The sequence below is a fragment of the Paracoccus sp. (in: a-proteobacteria) genome, from assembly GCF_047605025.1.
Taxonomy (GTDB): domain Bacteria; phylum Pseudomonadota; class Alphaproteobacteria; order Rhodobacterales; family Rhodobacteraceae; genus Paracoccus.
This window is the reverse complement of sequence record NZ_JASGGO010000037.1, coordinates 1-17,034: the sequence shown is the minus strand read 5'-3', so window position 1 is coordinate 17,034 and position 17,034 is coordinate 1. Positions and strand designations below refer to the sequence as shown.

Sequence of the window (17,034 nt, the reverse complement as noted above, 5' to 3'; positions counted from 1 at the left end):
CTAACGCTGGCTTGTCGCCCAATCCGGGTTGATCTCGGGCCCCAGGTTCAAGGGCGCCAGCATCCCCTGCCCCAGGATGTGATCTGCGGCCTTCTCGCCAGTCATCAGCGAGGGCGCGTTCAGGTTCCCGTTGGTAATTCGGGGAAAGACCGAACTGTCGGCGACGCGCAGCCCCTGAACCCCGATCACCCGCAACTCGGGGTCCACCACGGCCAGCGGGTCGTCGGCCGCGCCCATGCGGGCGGTGCCGCAGGGGTGAAAGGCCGATTCGGCATGTTCGCGGATGAAGGCGTCGATCTGGGCCGCGTCCTGGACCCCCTCGCCGGGCTGGATCTCATGGCCCTTGTAGGCGGCGAAGGCCGGCTGCTCGAAGATTTCGCGGGTCAGGCGCACGCAGGCGCGGAACTCGGCCCAGTCGTCGGGATGGGACATGTAGTTGAAATGGATCGCGGGCGCCGCGCGCGGATCGGCCGAGATCAGCCGCACCGTGCCGCGCGATTTCGACCGCATCGGCCCGACATGGACCTGGAAACCATGCCCCTCGGCGGCGGCCCTGCCGTCATAGCGCACCGCCAGCGGCAGGAAATGATACTGGATGTCGGGATAGTCCACCCCGGCGGCCGAGCGGATGAACCCGCAGCTTTCGAACTGGTTCGAGGCGCCCAGGCCGGTCCCCGTCGCCATCCATTGCGCCCCGATCGAGCCCTTGCCCCAAAGGTTCCAATGCTTGAACAGTGTGATCGGCTTGGTCGCGGTGTATTGCATATAGACCTCAAGATGGTCCTGCAAATTCGCGCCGACGCCGGGCCGATCCGCCCGGACCTCGATCCCATGCGCGCGCAAATCCGCCTCGGGACCGATTCCCGACAGCATCAGCAGCTTCGGCGTATTGATCGAACTGGCCGACAGGATGACTTCATGCTTCGCGCGAAACACATTGATGCCGCGCGTGTTCCTGACCTCGACACCGACCGCGCGCCCGTCCTCGAAGACCACGCGCTGCGCCAGGCCCCGGCGCAGCCGCAGCAGCCCGGTCTCCTGCGCGGGGCGCAGATAGGCATTGGCGGCGGACCAGCGCCGGCCCTCCCAGATCGTGGCCTCCATGGCGCCAAAGCCTTCCTGCCGGGCGCCGTTGTAATCCTCGGTCATCGGATAGCCCGCCTCGCGCCCCGCCCGGATGAAGGCGTTGAACAGGGGATTCTTGCGCGAGCCGCGGGTGATATGCACCGGCCCCTCGGTGCCGCGATAATCGCTGACCGCCCCGTGCGAAGTCTCCATGCGCCTGAAATAGGGCAGCACGTCGGCATAGGCCCACCCGCGCGCGCCGCTTTCGGCCCAATGGTCGAAATCCCGCGCATGGCCGCGCACAAAGACCATTCCGTTGATCGAGGACGAGCCGCCGACCACCTTGCCCCTGGGCGTGACCAGCCGCCGCCCGCCCAGATGCTCCTCCGGCTCCGAGGAAAACCCCCAGTCATAGCGCCGCATGCTCATCGGATAGGACAGCGCGGCCGGCATCTGGATGAACGGCCCCATATCGGTGCCGCCATATTCGATCACATCGACGCGCCTGCCCGCCATCACCAGCCGATAGGCCAGCGCACAGCCGGCCGAGCCGGCGCCCACGATCACATAATCCGGCGTCATGCCCCCGCCCCTGCGGCTTTCTTTGCTTTCCAAATACCCATGCCGGACATGCCGCCGGCGCGGCGCCGATCAATAGGGCGCATCGACGCCCCCCATGCCGACATAGACGGACTTCACCTGGGAATAATGCTCGATCGCGGCGGCCGAGTTCTCGCGTCCGATGCCCGACATCTTGACCCCGCCAAAGGGCGCCTCCACCGGGGTCAGATTATAGGCGTTGATCCAGGTCGTGCCCGCCTGCAAGCCCGCGGCCACCCGGTGCCCGCGCGCCAGGTCGCGGGTGAAGACCCCGGCGGCCAGGCCGTAATCGGTGGCATTGGCGCGGGCCAGGGCCTCGGCCTCGGTCTTGAAGGACAGGACCGTCATCACCGGGCCGAAGATCTCTTCGCGCGCGATCCACATATCGTCCGTCGCCCCGGCAAGGACCGTGGGCGGCACGAAGGCCCCCTCGCCCGCGCCGCCGCAGACCAACCGGGCGCCCTCGGCCTGGCCCCTGGCGATGGCTTCGCGGATCTTCGCGGCCTGGGCGGGATTGATGACCGGGCCGTGCTGGGTTTCCTCGTCCAGGGGATCGCCCATCCTTGCCGTGCCCACCCGCGCGGCCAGGCGTTCCAGGAAGACCGGCAGGATGCCTTCCTGCACGAAAACCCGCGTCCCGTTCGAGCAGATCTGGCCCGAGGAATAGAAATTCGCCAGCACCGCCGCGCCCACCGCATCCTCAAGGCTGGCATCGTCGAATACGATCAGCGGCGACTTGCCGCCCAATTCCATCGTCACATGCCGCATCCCCTCGGCGGCCGAAGCATAGACCTTGCGCCCCGTCGGCACCGAGCCGGTCAGCGAAACCTTGGCGACCAGCGGATCGGTCACAAGTGCCGCCCCCACCGCGCCGCGCCCCTGGACCACGTTGAAGATGCCTGCCGGCAACCCGGCCTCGGCTAGGATCTGGGCCAGCTTCAGCGCGCCCAGCGGTGTCTCCTCGCTGGGCTTGAAGACCATGGCATTGCCCATGACCAGCGCGGGCGCGGCCTTCCAGCAGGCGATCTGGCTGGGATAGTTCCAGGCGCCGATGCCGGCGCAGACGCCCAGCGCCTCACGGATCGTATAGACGAAATCCCCGCCAAGCGGGATCGCCTGCCCCGTCACCGTGGGGGCGAGGCCGCCGAAGAATTCCAGCGCGTCCGCACCCGAGGGCCAGTCGGCCACGCGCGTCTCCTGGATCGGCTTGCCGGTGTCCATCGTCTCCAGCAAGGCCAGTTCCTCGCCCCGCTCTCGGATGATCTGGGCGGCGCGCAGCAGCACGCGGCCGCGCTCGACGGGGCGAAGCGCGGCCCAGGCGGGCTGGGCGGCGGCGGCGGCGGCGGTGGCGCGGGCCACCTGCGCCACGCTCGCCTCGCGCAGGGTGGCGATCACCTCGCCGGTGAAGGGATAGCGCACGTCCAGCGCGGCGCCCTCGCCCTCGACCGGAGCGCCGTCGATGTAAAGGCTGGCGGCAGGCTGGGTATCGGGACGAGGCAGGCTCATGGCAGCACTTTCTTCAGATAATCCGTGATCAGTCTTTGGGCGTCCTGCCCGTCGGTCTCGTTCGACAGCGCCGCGCGCAGATAGACGCCGTCGATCAGCGCCCCCAGCGTGCGCGCCGTGTCCAGCGCCCGCGCGCCCAGCAGCGGCCGCAGCGCGCTCAGCAGGTTCGAGCGCAGGCGCCTGTGATAGACCCGCAGCAGCCGCGCCGCCTCCGGGTCCACCAGCGCCAGCGCATAGAAGTTCAGCCAGGCGGCAATGGTCTCGTGCCGGAAGTTCTCGCCCTGGAAACTGGCATGGATGATGCCGAAAAGCCGAACCTGGGGATCCGAGACGCCGCGCAGCCTGCCCGCCACGCTTTCGCGATACTGGTTCAGCACATGGCGCATCGCGGCCAGGAAGATTCGTTCCTTGGACCCGAAATAATGATGCGCCAGCGCCGTGGACATGCCCGCTTCGCGCGCAATCTGCGCCACCGTCACGTCCAGCGAGCCCTTTCGCCCCACCGTCACGATCGTCGCATTGATTAACGCCGCCTTTCGGATAGGCTCTGCGCCAAGTTTGGGCATGGAAAGGTCACCGCGCTTGTTGGGATCGCCAAGGAGATACGGAGCCAGCCGCGCTTTGATTGACTCATCAATCAATAAAAACCTTACCCGCCCATCTGTCAACAAACCAGGGAGACCAAGATGATATTTCGCCGCAACGCCGCCTGCTTCGCCGCCGCCCTAAGCGCGGCCCTCTCAGCCTCCGCCGCCGCGCGGGCCGAGGAACCGGCGGCCTGCCGCGATGTCGTTTTCTCGGATGTCGGCTGGACGGATATCTCATCGACCACGGCGCTGGCCTCGACCGTGCTTCAGGCGCTCGGCTACAAGACCGAGACCAAGATCCTTTCGCTGCCGGTGACCTATACCGCGATGGCCAAGAACGACGTGGACGTGTTCCTGGGCAACTGGATGCCCAGCCAGGAAAACGACCTGAAGCCCTATCGCGATTCGGGCACGGTTCAGGTGCTGCGCACCAACCTGACCGGCGCGAAATACACCCTGGCGACCAACGAGGCGGGCGCCAAGCTGGGCATCGACGGTTTCGCCAAGATCGCCGCCCATAAGGGCGAGTTGCAAGGCAAGATCTACGGCATCGAGCCGGGCAATGACGGCAACCGGCTGCTGCTGGAAATGGTGGCCGAGAACAAGTTCGGCCTGGGCACCTTCGAGGTGGTCGAAAGCAGCGAACAGGGCATGCTGGCGCAGGTCGCGCGCGCCGACGGCGCGGGCCAGCCCGTGGTCTTCCTGGGCTGGGAGCCGCATCCGATGAACAACCAGTTCAAGATGACCTATCTGGCCGGGGGGGACGATGTCTTCGGCCCGGATTTCGGCGGCGCCAGGGTGGATACGAACATCCGCGCGGGTTATGACAAGGAATGCCCGAATGTCGGAAAGTTCCTCTCGAACCTGGAATTCACCCTGCCCATGGAGAGTGCCGTCATGGGCAAGATCCTGGACGATGGAGAGGATCCCGCCACCGCCGCCCAGCAATGGCTGGCCGCCAATCCCGACGCGGCCAAGCCCTGGCTGGCGGGCGTGACGGCCTTCGACGGCGGCGACGCGCAGGCCGCGCTGGACAAGGCGCTTTCCCAGTGACGGGCCTTGCGGGCAGGGTTTCTGTCCGCCCCCGCGCCCGCTTGGGCGCCGATTCCACCTTTGCCGGGCAACACCGCCCAGGCCAGCGACATGCTGTGGCGAATGCCGCGGCGCGCAAGACGGCCGGGCGGTTTCCTGTTCCCGATCGGCAGAAAGAAAAGAACGCATGGACAAACTGACCGAGTTGCTGACCGGGACCAAGATCCCCGTCGGCAAGACCGCCAAGGCGATATTCGAATGGCTGAACGCCCATGCGGCATTCATCTTCAACGCCGTGTCGAAGGCGCTGGAATCGCTGATCAACGGCATTCTGGCGGTGCTGGAATTCCCCCATCCGCTGCTGTTCACGCTGTTGATGGTGGCCCTGACCTGGGCCTTGCAGCGCAGTTGGAAGACCTGCGTTCTGATCGGACTGGGTTTTCTCTTCATCCTGAACCAGGGCTATTGGGACGCGACGATGCAATCCCTGACCCTGGTTCTGTCGGCCTGCGTGGTCTGCATGCTGGTGGGCGTGCCAATCGGCATCGCCGCCGCGCACCGGCCCAGGCTTTACGCCTGGATGCGCCCGGTCCTGGACCTGATGCAGACGCTGCCCACCTTCGTCTATCTGATCCCGGCCATCGTCTTTTTCGGCATCGGCATGGTGCCGGGCCTGATCGCCACGGTAATCTTCGTCCTGCCCGCCCCGATCCGGCTGACGCATCTGGGCATCTCCTCGACGCCGCAATCGCTGGTCGAGGCCGCGACCGCCTTCGGCGCCACGCCCCGGCAACTGCTGTGGAAGGTGGAACTGCCCTCGGCCACGCCGCAGATCATGGCGGGGCTGAACCAGACGATCATGCTGTCGCTCTCGATGGTGGTGATCGCGGCACTGGTGGGCGCCTCGGGCCTGGGCGTGCCGGTGGTGCGGGCGCTGAACAGCGTGAACACCGCGCTGGGTTTCGAAAGCGGCTTCATCATCGTGATCGTCGCCATCATGCTGGACCGGATGCTGCGAGTGGGGAAACGCCATGACTGATACCGTGACCGAGGGGCGCAACGCCGTCGAATTCGACCGGGTGAACATCGTCTTCGGCGACAATCCCGCAGCCGCGCTGCCGCTGATGGACCAGGGCCTGGCGCGCGGTCCGATCAAGGCCGAGACCGGCCAGGTTCTGGGCGTCCACGACTGTTCCCTGAACGTCAAGCAGGGCGAGATCCTGGTGCTGATGGGCCTTTCCGGCTCGGGCAAGTCCACGCTTCTGCGGGCGGTGAACGGGCTGAACTCGGTCTGCCGCGGCGACGTGCGGGTCTGGGACGGGGACCGCATGGCCTCGGTCGGCAAGGCCGGCGCGCGCGAATTGCGCCGGTTGCGGCGCGAGCGTATCGCCATGGTCTTCCAGCAATTCGGCCTGCTGCCCTGGCGCACCGTGCGCGAGAATGTGGGCCTGGGCCTGGAACTCGCGGGCGTGCCCATGGCCGAGCGCGGACGGCGCGTCGACGCCCAGCTCGCCACGGTGAACCTGACCGAATGGGCCGATCGCAAGGTGGGCGATCTTTCGGGCGGGATGCAGCAGCGCGTGGGCCTTGCCCGCGCCTTCGCGACCGAAGCGCCGATCCTGCTGATGGACGAGCCGTTCAGCGCGCTCGACCCGCTGATCCGCACCCGGCTTCAGGACGAGTTGCTAGAGTTGCAGAAACGCTTCCAGCGCAGCATCGTCTTTGTCAGCCACGACCTGGACGAAGCCTTCCGCATCGGCAACCGTATCGCGCTGATGGAGGGCGGGCGCATCGTCCAGGTCGGCACCGCGCGCGAAATCATCGCCAATCCGATAGATGCCTATGTCGAGGATTTCGTCGCCCATATGAACCCGCTAAGCGTGCTGACCGCCGAGGACATGGCCGAACCCGGCGAGGCGCCCGGCGCCCCCATCGACCCCGCCACCCCGATCCGCGAGGTCATGCGCACCATGACGCAGACCGAAGCCGAGGCGCTGGCCCTGGCCGGAGGCGGCCGGGTGACGCGTCAGGGAATCATGGAGCGCCTGATCTCGCCCGGCGGGCGCAAGGGCGGCGCGCGCGAGGTCTAGGCGCCCCCGCGCAAGGCGGCCTGAGGCTGCGGCGCCACGCGCCGCGCCCACGCCTCGCGCCAGGTGATATAGCAGATCGCGCCGATCATCACCCCGCCGCCGGCCAGCACCCAAAGATCGACCGGCTCGGCAAAGACCAGCGCGCCCAGAAGACTGGCCCAGATCAGTTGCAGGAAAACGACCGGCTGCGTCACCGTCAGCGGCGCCGCCGCAAAGGCCCGCGTCATCGTGTAATGCCCCGCCGTGGCGAAAACCGCCGTCCCCATCAATACCACGCATTGCGGAAGACTGGGGGCAACCCAGTCCAGCGCCGCGATAGGGGCCAGCCCCAGGCAGACGGTCAGCGACATCATCGCCACGACGACCGCCGGCGGCACCTGCCCCGAAAGCCGCTTGGCCAGCAGATAGGACAAGCCGAACGACACCGAGGCGCCAAGCTGCGCCAGATGCCCCGGATCCAGCGCCCGCAACCCCGGCCGCAACACGATCATCGCGCCCCCCAACGCGACCAGGATCGCCAGGCCCCGCCGCCACGAGATCCGCTCTCCCATCAGCAGCGCCGCGCCAAGGGTGACGACGATGGGGTTCAGAAAACCGATGGCGGTGACCTCGGCCACGGTGATGCGGGCCATGGCATAGAACCACAGGATCACCGCGACGACATGCAGCGCCCCGCGCATCAGGAACAGCCGCCAGATCTGCGGCGAAAATCCCCGCCGCAACGCCGGAACAAGCATCGGGACCAGAAAGATCAGGCCGAAGAGAAAGCGCAGGAAAGCGGCCTCGGGCGCGGGCAGGCTCTGGCCCAGCCAGCGCACGGTGCCGTTCACGCCGACGAAGCAAAAGCCGGTCGCCAGCATCCACAGGATGCCGGCAAGGTCGCGATGGGTCTGGGATCGGGATGTCATGCCCCAGCCATGACCGCTCGGGCGGGCAAGCGCAAGGCCGACCGCCGCCCGTCAACCAGGTTGGCCTCCGAATGCCAGCCCCGCCGCGATGGCCCACATCACCAGACCCACGCAAAGATCCAGCACCCGCCAGGCGCCGGGCCGGGCAAAGACCGGCGCCAGCAGCCGCGCCCCATAGCCCAGGGCGAAAAAGAACAGGGCCGAGCCGCTGATCGCCCCCAGCGCAAACCCCGCCCTGTCCTGGAACCCGGCCGAGACGGAACCCAGCAGCACCACCGTGTCCAGCCAGACATGCGGGTTCAGCCAGGTCAACGCCGCCAGGACGCCCAGCGTGGCCCCAAGGCCCGCCGCGCCCTGCCCCGCGCGCATGGCCACCCCACCGCGCCAGGCGGCGCGAAAAGCCCGCGCGCCATAGATCAGCAGGAAAGCCGCGCCGCCCCAGCGCATCGCCTCAAGAAACCAGGGCATCCGCGCGGCGATCGCCCCCGCTCCCATCACGCCCCCCAGGATCAGAAGCGAATCCGACAGCGCGCAAAAGGCACAGGTGGCAAAGACATGCCGCCGCATCAGCCCCTGCTTCAGCACGAAGGCATTCTGCGCCCCGATGGCGACGATCAGCGAAAGCCCGGTCCCCAGGCCGGCCAGATAGGCGTGCATGGCATTCTCCTTTCCACCGTCTTGCCGGGCCGTCTTGCCTGGACTGGGGGGATAAGGCAAACTGACAATAGTGATGCAGGTTAAGGCTGGCTAATGCTCGACTACCCCGCGCTCGAAGCCATGGCCCAGATCATCCGCCGCGGCAGCTTCGACGCCGCCGCAGCCAGCCTGGGCGTGACTCCCTCGGCGATTTCCCAACGCCTCAAGGGGCTTGAGGAACGCATGGGCCAGGTGCTGATCCATCGCGGCCCGCCCGCGCGCGGCACCAGGGCGGCCATGCGCCTGCTCCAGCACCTGGATCAGGTGCGATTACTGGAACAGGCGCTCGACTCCCGGCAGGGCGGCAGGCCGGCCCATCTGCGCCTGGCGGTCAACGCCGACAGCCTGGCGACATGGTTTCCGCCGGTCATGGTCGCGCTCGACGTGATCTATGATCTGGTCGTGGACGACCAGGACCACGCGCGCGACTGGCTGCGCCAGGGCCAGGTTTCGGCGACGCTCAGCTCGGACCCCCAGCCGGTTCCCGGCTGCAACGTGGTCGGACTGGGCCGGATGCGCTATCTTGCCATGGCGACGCCTGGGTTCATCGCAAAGCATTTCGCCCAGGGAATCACCGCCGGCGCGCTGCGGGACGCGCCTGCGGTCATCTTCAACACCAAGGACGCAGCCCAGACCCGCTGGGCCGAGGCCGTCACCGGCAAGCGCCTCTACCTGACCGGCCACCGCATCCCCTCCTCCGAAGCATTCGCCCGCGCCGTCGCGCTCGGGCTTGGCTGGGGTATGATCCCCGAGGCGATGATCCGCCCCGGCCTCGTCCCACTGAACGCCATTCCCCTGGACGTGCCGCTCTATTGGCATGTGCAGCGGGCGATGATCCCCGCCCTTTCCCCGCTCAGCAACGCCATAAAGGAAAGGGCCGCGGCGGAACTGCGGCCCTGATCTTCTTCGTTTTACAAATACCCCCGCCGGAGGCGCCGCTTACAACTGGGCCGCGACATCCTCGGGAATGTCGAAATTCCCGGTGACGTTCTGCACGTCGTCATCCTCTTCCAGCGCGTCCAGCAGCTTCATCAGCTTCGTGGCCGTCTCCAGGTCGATCTCGGTCGGAGCCTGCGGCTTCCAGATCAGCTTGGCATGCTCGGATTCGCCCAAAGCCGCCTCCAGCGCGGCCGAGACCTCGGCCAGATCCGTGTCCGAGGTATAGATCCAGTGCCCGTCCTCGTCGCTTTCGACATCCTCGGCACCGGCCTCGATGGCGGCCAGCATCACCGTGTCGGCGTCGCCCGCGCCGGCGGAATACAGGATCTCACCCTTGCGGTCGAACATGAAGCTGACCGAGCCGGTCTGCCCCAGATCGCCGCCGTATTTCGTGAAATAGCTGCGCACGTTCGACGCGGTGCGGTTGCGGTTGTCGGTCATCGCCTCGACGATGATCGCGATGCCGTTGGGGCCGTAGCCCTCATAGCGGATCTCGTCATAGTTCTCGGCATCGCCGCCCTGCGATTTTTTGATCGCACGGTCGATCACATCCTTGGGGACCGAGCTGGACTTGGCCTCCTTGACCGCCAGGCGCAGGCGGGGGTTCTTGTCGGGATCGGGATCGCCCATCTTCGCGGCGACGGTGATTTCTTTGGCCAGCTTCGAAAACAGCTTGGAGCGAAGCTTGTCCTGCTTGCCCTTGCGGTGCTGGATATTGGCCCATTTGCTATGGCCTGCCATGGTCTTTCCCAGTTTTCGTATGGATCGCCGGCGCTTTTAGGCGCGGCGGAGCGAAATCGCAAGCACTAGCCCTGATGCCTGCCGATCTTGGCCAGGACGTAAAGCCGCAGCGCGGTCGCCAGCCCCACCTCGGGCGGGCGCTTTCCGTCGATCATGGCGATCAGGCCGGCGGCGGTCTCGCCCCGCTCGCGGGCGATGCCCCGCAACTCCCGCCAGAACGCATCCTCCAGGCTGACCGAGGTGCGATGCCCACCGATGGTGACAGAGCGCTTGACCGGCGGCGTCATCGGCGGCAGGTCAGGCATCGCCATCCCCGTCGTCGCGCCGATGCTGGTCCAGATGCCGCGCGGCGCGGGCGCGGGCCGCCTCCTCGGCCAGCTTCTCGGCCTTGCTGCGGCCGAATTTCGCCGCATTCGCATCGCCCTGCCGGCGGGCGGCGTCACGGGCGGCGCTCTTGCGCGCCGCCCGCAGGTTGACGACCCTGGTGTCCGGCCCGGTCACATCAATCCTCGGGACCGACCATCTGTTCGGGACGGACCACGCGGTCGAAGGTCTCGCCATCGACCAGGCCCAGGTTGATCGCCTCTTCGCGCAGGGTGGTGCCGTTCTTATGCGCGGTCTTGGCCACCTTGGTCGCGTTGTCATAGCCGATGGTCGGCGCCAGGGCCGTCACCAGCATCAGCGATTCCTTCATCAGCTTGTCGATGCGCGGAATGTTCGCCTGCGTGCCCACGACCATGTTGTCGGTGAACGAGCCCGCCGCGTCGCCCAGAAGCTGCATGGATTGCAGCACGTTATAGGACATCATCGGATTATAGACGTTCAGCTCGAAATGGCCCTGCGACCCGGCGAAGCCCACGGCCGCGTCATTGCCCATGACATGGGCGCAAACCATGGTCAGCGCCTCGGCCTGGGTCGGGTTGACCTTGCCCGGCATGATCGAGGAACCCGGCTCGTTCTCGGGCAGGATCAGTTCGCCCAGACCGGACCGAGGCCCCGAGCCCAGCAGCCGCATGTCGTTGGCGATCTTGAACAGGCTCGCCGCCACCGTCTTCAGCGCGCCCGAGAAGAACACCATCGCGTCATGCGCCGCCAGCGCCTCGAACTTGTTCGGCGCGGTGACGAAGGGCAGGCCGGTGATCTTGGCGATCTCGGCCGCGATGGCCGTGTCCCAACCCTTCTTGGTGTTCAGCCCGGTGCCGACGGCGGTGCCACCCTGCGCCAGCTCGTAGATGTCACCCAGCGCCAGCTTGACCCGCTCGATCCCCTTGGCGACCTGATGGGCATAGCCGCCGAATTCCTGGCCCAGCGTCAGCGGCGTCGCATCCTGGGTATGGGTGCGGCCGATCTTGATGATGTCCTTGAATTCCTCGGATTTCGCGACCAGCGCCCGGTGCAGCTTTTCCAGCCCCGGAATCAGCACATCGCGGGCGTGCATGGCGATCGCGACATGCATCGCCGTCGGGAAGGTGTCGTTCGAGGACTGGCCCATGTTCACATGGTCGTTCGGATGGACGGGTTTCTTGGACCCCATCTCGCCGCCCAGGATCTCGATGGCGCGGTTCGAGATGACCTCGTTCGCGTTCATGTTCGACTGCGTGCCCGAGCCGGTCTGCCAGACCACCAGCGGGAAATTGTCGTCGAACCTGCCCCCGGCCACCTCCTTGGCGGCCTGCACCATCGCATCGCCCAGCCTGGGGTCCAGGTTGCCGGTGGCCATGTTCACCTGCGCCGCCGCCTGCTTGATGATGCCCAGCGCGCGGATGATCGGCACCGGCTGCTTTTCCCAGCCGATCGGAAAGTTGATGATCGAGCGCTGGGTCTGCGCGCCCCAATATTTGTCGGAAGGAACCTCCAGCGGGCCAAAGCTGTCGGTCTCGGTGCGGGTCTTGGTCATGTGGTCATCCCTCGCGGTTTCGCCCAAAGTCTTAGCCGCCACGAAACGGATAAGCAATTGGTATGCGAAAGCATGCAGTTAGCGCTCACGCCACAAGACAGGCGCGGGCCGCCACCCGAACGGACCACAGGCGCGGCAAGGGTCCGGCTCCCATGGCCTGCCTGCTACTTGCGCCACTTGTCCAGGCTGACCACCTCGGCGCCGGCCTTCGGCGCCTCCTCGACGCCATCATCCTCGGCGGGGTCGCCCTCGTCCTCGTCCTCATCCTCGTCGTCATCCGCCTCGTCGGGATCGGACTGGGTCTCGAAACGCAGGCCGAACTCGGCCGAGGGATCGACGAAAGTGTGCAGGGCGTCAAAGGGAATATACAGCGTTTCCGGCGAGTTGCCGAAATTCAGCGTGATGCTGAACCCATCCTGCGTCACCTCCAGATTGTCGAACCAATGCTGGATAACGATGGTCATCTCTTCGGGATAACGCTCGCGCAGCCAGTCGGCCATCTCGACATCGGGATCGCGGGTATCGAAGGTGATGAAGAAATGATGATCGCCCGGCAATCCCTCGGCGGCGACATCGCTCAGCACATCGGCGATCAGCCGCTGCAAGGCGCGATGCATCATTCCGCCGTAATCGAATCCCCGCACCATGGGTATCTCCTTCTTTCTAAGCGCCAAGCATAAGGCTTTGCGTCCCGATGAAAAGCCCCTTGCAATGTGCCCGGCCCCTTCGCCCGCAGGCGCGGCACAAGGGCGCTTCATCGCTTCCCAAATACCCCGGCAAGGCTGAAACTCGCGCCAGGACAGGAAGGTTCAGGGGACGGAAAAGAAAGGATGATGGCGCGGTTGACGGGGCTCGAACCCGCGACCCCCGGCGTGACAGGCCGGTACTCTAACCAACTGAGCTACAACCGCGCATCGTCTGGCGATATCGAAAATTGGTGGCGCGGTTGACGGGGCTCGAACCCGCGACCCCCGGCGTGACAGGCCGGTACTCTAACCAACTGAGCTACAACCGCGCAGACCAACTTTCCCCGGATCGCCATCCGGAGTGCGGTGGGGTTTACGCAGGACGGTGGGGCACGTCAAGGGCGTCCATCCAGAAAAATCCGGGCGCCGCGATTTTCTTCGCCGCCCTCCGGCCCGACAAGAAAAGACGCCCAAATAAGGGCGCCCTTTCCCGCAACCGGCGGCAAGGATTATTTGCGCACGATCTTCTCGTCGAAATCAGGCAGGGCCTGAAGCTCTTGCTTGGTATAGTTGGTGGCGAAGAAGGTGTCGTTGCCGACCGTCACCAGGTGGATCGCATCGACCCCCAGCAGCACCTTCTTGGCGCCGATGCCCAGGAAACCGCCGATATCGGCGATATAGCCCACGACCTGGCTACCGCTTTCGTCCAGCACCACGTCATTGACCTTGGCGATATCCTGCCACTCCGCCGGGCGCTTCTCAAGCTGCGGAGCGGACCATTCGATGCTGGAGGGCTGGTTCGTCGTCCAGATCCGCCGGCTGGTGATCCACGAGCCAAGCTGCCCAGGATCGGCCTCCGAAATGGCAGGCGCATTCACGTCGGGCGGAGTGACGGCTGCGGGGGCATCGGCGGCCTGATCGGTGGCTGCGCCCACATCGGCGGCGACCTGCTCGGCTACCGCGCCCACCTGTTCCGCAGCCTGATCCGCAACCTGTTCCGCAGCCTGGATGGCATTCTCGGCGGCGGTTTCGGCCGAATCGGCGGCCGTCTGGGCCGATTGCTCGGGCGTCGCGGCAGGGGCCGCGACCTGCGCATAGGCGGGGGCTGCCAGAGCCAGGGCAGTGGCGGCAATCACAAGCGGCTTCATATAGTTCGGTCCTCCGATACTGTCTTTGGGACGCTGTCCCGCGATGGTCAGCCAACGCCCGCTTGCCGGGCATCGTTCCTTAAGCCTGCGGCTTTTCCGGTCACGCGGGCTCACGGCCTCGCGCAGGGCTGATGCGCCCGCCGCAGACCGGCGCCGGCGCTCCGGTGGTCCCCGGCCCCGAGGTCGGCAGCCCTTTCAGCACCCGCACCGCCAGCCAGCCGAATGCCTGCGCCTCAAGCATGTCGCCATCCAGGCCCGCAGCCTCGACCGGCTGCACCTCGGCCCCCAGCCGCGCGACAAGGGCCGCCATCATCGCCCCATTGCGCCGCCCCCCACCGCAGACCAGCACCCGCTGGGGCGGTCGCGGCAGCAGCGCCAGCCCCAGCGCGACCGAGGCCGCCGCCGCATGGGTCAGCGTCGCCGCCGCATCCGCGTCGCGAAGCGCCCCGACATCCAGCCAGCCGGCGAAGGCGTCCCGGTCCAGCGATTTCGGCAGGGGCCGGGCGAAATGCGGATGGGTCAGGAAATGGGCGATCACGCCTTCATCCGGCACGCCTTGCGCGGCCAGGGCCCCGCCCTCGTCCCGCGCCAGCCCGCGCCGCGTCCGCATCAGGTCGTTCAGCGGAGCATTGGCCGGGCCTGTATCGAAAGCGATGCAGGCCCCCGGCGCCTCGGGCGCGGCGGCGGCGGGGTCCACCCAGGTCAGGTTCCCGACCCCGCCCAGGTTCAGAAAGGCCACCGGCGCAGGCGGCAAAAGCCCTTGCCTCATCGCCCAATCCGCGCAGGCCCAATGAAAGAACGGGGCCAGGGGCGCGCCCTCGCCGCCCCGCCGCACGTCTTCGCCACGGAAATCCCAGACCACCGGCCGGCCGAGCCGCGCGGCCAGGGCCGAGCCGTCGCCCGCCTGATGCGTGCCCCGCCCCCCCGGATCATGCGCCAGCGTCTGGCCGTGATAGCCGACCAGTTCCGCCTCGGGGAAACCCGCCGCCAGATCGGCATGGGCCGTGACCGAAAGCGCCGCCACCTCGGCCACGCCCGGCCCGCCCGGCCATTGCCCCAGGGCCGCGTGAAACAGCCCCGCCTCGTTTCCCGAATAGGCCCGGTAGGCGCTGCGGCCGAAACCACCGATGCGGCGCCCGTCCGTCTCGATCATCGCCGCGTCCACCCCGTCCAGCGAGGTGCCCGACATCATCCCCAAGGCCCGGATCATCATGCTTTCCCTTTTCCCGCCCTCCCGGTATATCCCCGCCATTCGAAAGGAACAGCCCATGACATACCGTGCCAAATCCGAGTTTCTGCATGTGATGACGGAACGCGGCTATCTGGCGGACTGCACCGATTTGCAGGCGCTGGACGATGCCCTGACCCACGGATCGGTGACGGCCTATATCGGCTATGACGCGACGGCGGCCTCGCTGCATGTCGGGCACCTTCTGAACATCATGATGCTGCGCTGGTTCCAGAAGACCGGCAACCGCCCGATCACGCTGATGGGCGGGGGCACGACCAAGGTGGGCGACCCCTCATTCCGCAGCGAAGAACGCCCGCTGCTGACCCCCGACGCGATCCAGTCGAATATCGACGGCATGCAGCAGGTCTTTGCCCGCTACCTGGATTACGGCGACGGCCGCGCCCTGATGCTGAATAACGCCGAATGGCTGGACAATCTGAACTACCTGGATTTCCTGCGCGACATCGGCCGGCATTTCAGCGTGAACCGGATGCTGTCGTTCGAATCCGTCAAGTCCCGGCTGGACCGCGAACAGTCGCTAAGCTTTCTTGAATTCAACTACATGATCCTGCAAGCTTACGACTTCCTTGAGATTTACCGGCGCCACGATTGCCGCTTGCAGATGGGCGGCTCTGACCAATGGGGCAATATCGTCAACGGCATCGACCTGACCCGCCGTGTGCTTGAGAGCGAGATCTGGGGCCTGACCTCGCCCCTGCTGACCACCAGCGACGGGCGCAAGATGGGCAAGTCGCAGGGCGGCGCGGTCTGGCTGAACGGCGCGATGCTGTCGCCCTACGAATTCTGGCAGTTCTGGCGCAACACGACCGACGCCGACGTGGGCCGCTTCCTGAAGCTTTACACCGAATTGCCGGTGGCGGAATGCGACCGCCTTGGCGCGCTGTCGGGGGCCGAAATCAACGCGGCCAAGATCATCCTGGCCAATGAGGTCACGACGCTGCTGCACGGCGCCGAGGCCGCGGCCAGCGCCGAGGCGACCGCGCGCGAGGTCTTCGAACAGGGCGGCGCCGGCGGCGATCTGGAGGTGGTGACGGTGGGCGCGGACGCCCTGCCCGTCTCGATCGTGCAGCTTCTGGCCCAGACCGGCATCGCGGCATCGGGCAAAGAGGCCAAGCGCCTGATCGCCGAGGGCGGGCTGCGCCTGAACAACGATCCGGTCGGCGACCCGCAGCTTGCGGTGGACGCGGCGCTGATCGGCGACGGGCTGAAAGTGTCCGTGGGCAAGAAAAAGCACCGCATGGTGCGGGTGGGATGATGGGGGAAGCCGGCGTAAGGGCGCCGGCTTTTTTCGCCGGCCAAGCAAGATCGTCCGCCTGGCCTTTCAGCGCCCTGTCCTGCCGTTGCATCCCCATTCAATACCTGCCTTGCTGTATTTCGATGCGGCGGTGACGTAGTGATAACGAAACGATACAGGTCAGATATGCGAACACATCTTGCTGCTCTTCTTGCCCTCATGATCGTCGCCGGCTGCGCGGCCAGTCATGGCAGCGTGGTCAAGGGCGCCGGGCCTGACGATCTTCTGAAGCTCCGGGAAGGTCCGGGGCTCAACTACAGGATCATTCTTGGCCTGCCCGACGGAACGCGCCTGAGGCGCCACGACTGCGTGACGAAAGCCGGCAAACTCTGGTGCAGGGTCTCGCTCGCCGCCAAACCGGGTGTCTCGGGTTACGTTTCAGCGGACTATCTGTCGGACTCCTGACTTCCGATGCCAAGGTTTCGGGCACGTTGATCGCTCATCCATCCCGGCTCAAGAGGACCGCTACTCCAAGCGCGTGAGCATGGAGCGCATCGCTGAGAAGGGCTTCAACCTCAACATCTCCAGATACATCAGTTGGACTTGCCCGGGAAAAGTGGAGCGCACCAACTGAGGAACCAGGAGGTGTTCCA

The 17,034-nt window shown here is 66.4% G+C and carries 18 protein-coding genes and 2 tRNA genes; 6 read left to right on the top strand and 14 right to left on the bottom strand.

The window, feature by feature from the left end:
• The 3 genes from betA to betI form a co-directional block, all read right to left on the bottom strand.
• Positions 1–1,647 (bottom strand): choline dehydrogenase, encoded by a 1,647-nt coding sequence (betA, locus tag QM682_RS16880; protein WP_415131827.1) that lies wholly within the window; start codon positions 1,645–1,647, stop codon positions 1–3.
• 69 nt (positions 1,648–1,716) lie between these two features.
• Positions 1,717–3,171 (bottom strand): betaine-aldehyde dehydrogenase, encoded by a 1,455-nt coding sequence (betB, locus tag QM682_RS16875; protein WP_415131825.1) that lies wholly within the window; start codon positions 3,169–3,171, stop codon positions 1,717–1,719.
• On the bottom strand, positions 3,168–3,737 hold the full coding sequence (betI, locus tag QM682_RS16870) for a transcriptional regulator BetI (RefSeq protein WP_415131823.1): 570 nt from the start codon (positions 3,735–3,737) through the stop codon (positions 3,168–3,170). The genes betB and betI overlap by 4 nt, the downstream gene beginning before the upstream one ends.
• 120 nt (positions 3,738–3,857) lie before the next feature.
• Between betI and choX the strand changes: the two genes are divergently transcribed.
• From choX to choV, 3 genes are all read left to right on the top strand, one after another.
• Positions 3,858–4,811: a choline ABC transporter substrate-binding protein gene (gene choX, locus QM682_RS16865; RefSeq protein WP_415131821.1), complete on the top strand. Its 954-nt coding sequence runs from the start codon at positions 3,858–3,860 to the stop codon at positions 4,809–4,811.
• A 166-nt stretch (positions 4,812–4,977) separates the two neighbouring features.
• Complete coding sequence (gene choW / locus QM682_RS16860; protein WP_415131819.1) at positions 4,978–5,829, top strand: choline ABC transporter permease subunit; 852 nt, start codon at positions 4,978–4,980, stop codon at positions 5,827–5,829.
• Complete coding sequence (gene choV, locus QM682_RS16855) at positions 5,822–6,880, top strand: choline ABC transporter ATP-binding protein (RefSeq protein WP_415131817.1); 1,059 nt, start codon at positions 5,822–5,824, stop codon at positions 6,878–6,880. Before choW ends, choV begins: the two co-directional genes overlap by 8 nt.
• Here the strand turns inward: choV and QM682_RS16850 are convergent.
• Together QM682_RS16850 and QM682_RS16845 are read right to left on the bottom strand one after the other, a co-directional pair.
• The gene (locus QM682_RS16850; protein ID WP_415131815.1) at positions 6,877–7,788 is read right to left on the bottom strand and encodes a DMT family transporter; all 912 of its coding nucleotides are present in this window, start codon (positions 7,786–7,788) and stop codon (positions 6,877–6,879) included. The genes choV and QM682_RS16850 overlap by 4 nt on opposite strands.
• 51 nt (positions 7,789–7,839) lie before the next feature.
• Positions 7,840–8,445, bottom strand: a complete 606-nt coding sequence (locus QM682_RS16845) for a LysE/ArgO family amino acid transporter (protein ID WP_415131813.1) — start codon at positions 8,443–8,445, stop codon at positions 7,840–7,842.
• A gap of 93 nt (positions 8,446–8,538) precedes the next feature.
• Between QM682_RS16845 and QM682_RS16840 the strand changes: the two genes are divergently transcribed.
• Positions 8,539–9,384 (top strand): LysR family transcriptional regulator ArgP, encoded by an 846-nt coding sequence (locus tag QM682_RS16840; protein WP_415131811.1) that lies wholly within the window; start codon positions 8,539–8,541, stop codon positions 9,382–9,384.
• Positions 9,385–9,423: 39 nt separating this feature from the next.
• On the opposite strand, the gene QM682_RS16835 is transcribed toward QM682_RS16840, so the two are convergent.
• The 9 genes from QM682_RS16835 to QM682_RS16795 all read right to left on the bottom strand — a co-directional run bounded on the left by QM682_RS16835 (position 9,424) and on the right by QM682_RS16795 (position 15,108).
• Positions 9,424–10,164, bottom strand: a complete 741-nt coding sequence (locus QM682_RS16835; RefSeq protein ID WP_415131809.1) for a YebC/PmpR family DNA-binding transcriptional regulator — start codon at positions 10,162–10,164, stop codon at positions 9,424–9,426.
• A 65-nt stretch (positions 10,165–10,229) separates the two neighbouring features.
• The gene (locus QM682_RS16830; RefSeq protein WP_415131807.1) at positions 10,230–10,469 is read right to left on the bottom strand and encodes a ribbon-helix-helix domain-containing protein; all 240 of its coding nucleotides are present in this window, start codon (positions 10,467–10,469) and stop codon (positions 10,230–10,232) included.
• Entirely contained in the window at positions 10,462–10,665 is a 204-nt protein-coding gene (locus QM682_RS16825) for a DUF4169 family protein (protein ID WP_415131805.1), read from the bottom strand. The genes QM682_RS16830 and QM682_RS16825 overlap by 8 nt, the downstream gene beginning before the upstream one ends.
• Before the next feature lies 1 nt (position 10,666).
• Positions 10,667–12,061, bottom strand: a complete 1,395-nt coding sequence (fumC, locus tag QM682_RS16820; protein WP_415131803.1) for a class II fumarate hydratase — start codon at positions 12,059–12,061, stop codon at positions 10,667–10,669.
• Between the two features lie 164 nt (positions 12,062–12,225).
• Complete coding sequence (locus QM682_RS16815; protein WP_415131801.1) at positions 12,226–12,708, bottom strand: SspB family protein; 483 nt, start codon at positions 12,706–12,708, stop codon at positions 12,226–12,228.
• A 187-nt stretch (positions 12,709–12,895) separates the two neighbouring features.
• Positions 12,896–12,972: transfer RNA gene (locus QM682_RS16810), tRNA-Asp, on the bottom strand.
• 27 nt (positions 12,973–12,999) lie between these two features.
• A tRNA-Asp gene (locus QM682_RS16805) sits at positions 13,000–13,076 on the bottom strand.
• Positions 13,077–13,256: 180 nt separating this feature from the next.
• Positions 13,257–13,895, bottom strand: a complete 639-nt coding sequence (locus QM682_RS16800; protein ID WP_415131799.1) for a PRC-barrel domain-containing protein — start codon at positions 13,893–13,895, stop codon at positions 13,257–13,259.
• A gap of 100 nt (positions 13,896–13,995) precedes the next feature.
• Positions 13,996–15,108, bottom strand: a complete 1,113-nt coding sequence (locus tag QM682_RS16795) for an anhydro-N-acetylmuramic acid kinase (protein ID WP_415131797.1) — start codon at positions 15,106–15,108, stop codon at positions 13,996–13,998.
• 55 nt (positions 15,109–15,163) lie between these two features.
• Here QM682_RS16795 and tyrS point away from each other — a divergent pair, with 55 nt between their 5' ends.
• Together tyrS and QM682_RS16785 are read left to right on the top strand one after the other, a co-directional pair.
• Complete coding sequence (gene tyrS / locus QM682_RS16790; protein ID WP_415131795.1) at positions 15,164–16,402, top strand: tyrosine--tRNA ligase; 1,239 nt, start codon at positions 15,164–15,166, stop codon at positions 16,400–16,402.
• A 165-nt stretch (positions 16,403–16,567) separates the two neighbouring features.
• A complete protein-coding gene (locus QM682_RS16785) occupies positions 16,568–16,846 on the top strand; it encodes an SH3 domain-containing protein (RefSeq protein ID WP_415131793.1) in 279 nt (92 codons plus the stop codon).
• Positions 16,847–17,034 lie beyond the last annotated feature (188 nt).

Excerpts from the sequence above, each read along its gene's own strand:
- betA (WP_415131827.1), bottom strand. The coding sequence starts at position 1,647 with ATGACGCCGGATTATGTGATCGTGGGCGCCGGCTCGGCCGGCTGTGCG.
- betB (WP_415131825.1), bottom strand. The coding sequence starts at position 3,171 with ATGAGCCTGCCTCGTCCCGATACCCAGCCTGCCGCCAGCCTTTACATC.
- betI (WP_415131823.1), bottom strand. The coding sequence starts at position 3,737 with ATGCCCAAACTTGGCGCAGAGCCTATCCGAAAGGCGGCGTTAATCAAT.
- choX (WP_415131821.1), top strand. The coding sequence starts at position 3,858 with ATGATATTTCGCCGCAACGCCGCCTGCTTCGCCGCCGCCCTAAGCGCG.
- choW (WP_415131819.1), top strand. The coding sequence starts at position 4,978 with ATGGACAAACTGACCGAGTTGCTGACCGGGACCAAGATCCCCGTCGGC.
- choV (WP_415131817.1), top strand. The coding sequence starts at position 5,822 with ATGACTGATACCGTGACCGAGGGGCGCAACGCCGTCGAATTCGACCGG.
- QM682_RS16850 (WP_415131815.1), bottom strand. The coding sequence starts at position 7,788 with ATGACATCCCGATCCCAGACCCATCGCGACCTTGCCGGCATCCTGTGG.
- QM682_RS16845 (WP_415131813.1), bottom strand. The coding sequence starts at position 8,445 with ATGCACGCCTATCTGGCCGGCCTGGGGACCGGGCTTTCGCTGATCGTC.
- QM682_RS16840 (WP_415131811.1), top strand. The coding sequence starts at position 8,539 with ATGCTCGACTACCCCGCGCTCGAAGCCATGGCCCAGATCATCCGCCGC.
- QM682_RS16835 (WP_415131809.1), bottom strand. The coding sequence starts at position 10,164 with ATGGCAGGCCATAGCAAATGGGCCAATATCCAGCACCGCAAGGGCAAG.
- QM682_RS16830 (WP_415131807.1), bottom strand. The coding sequence starts at position 10,469 with ATGCCTGACCTGCCGCCGATGACGCCGCCGGTCAAGCGCTCTGTCACC.
- fumC (WP_415131803.1), bottom strand. The coding sequence starts at position 12,061 with ATGACCAAGACCCGCACCGAGACCGACAGCTTTGGCCCGCTGGAGGTT.
- QM682_RS16815 (WP_415131801.1), bottom strand. The coding sequence starts at position 12,708 with ATGGTGCGGGGATTCGATTACGGCGGAATGATGCATCGCGCCTTGCAG.
- QM682_RS16800 (WP_415131799.1), bottom strand. The coding sequence starts at position 13,895 with ATGAAGCCGCTTGTGATTGCCGCCACTGCCCTGGCTCTGGCAGCCCCC.
- QM682_RS16795 (WP_415131797.1), bottom strand. The coding sequence starts at position 15,108 with ATGATGATCCGGGCCTTGGGGATGATGTCGGGCACCTCGCTGGACGGG.
- tyrS (WP_415131795.1), top strand. The coding sequence starts at position 15,164 with ATGACATACCGTGCCAAATCCGAGTTTCTGCATGTGATGACGGAACGC.
- QM682_RS16785 (WP_415131793.1), top strand. The coding sequence starts at position 16,568 with ATGCGAACACATCTTGCTGCTCTTCTTGCCCTCATGATCGTCGCCGGC.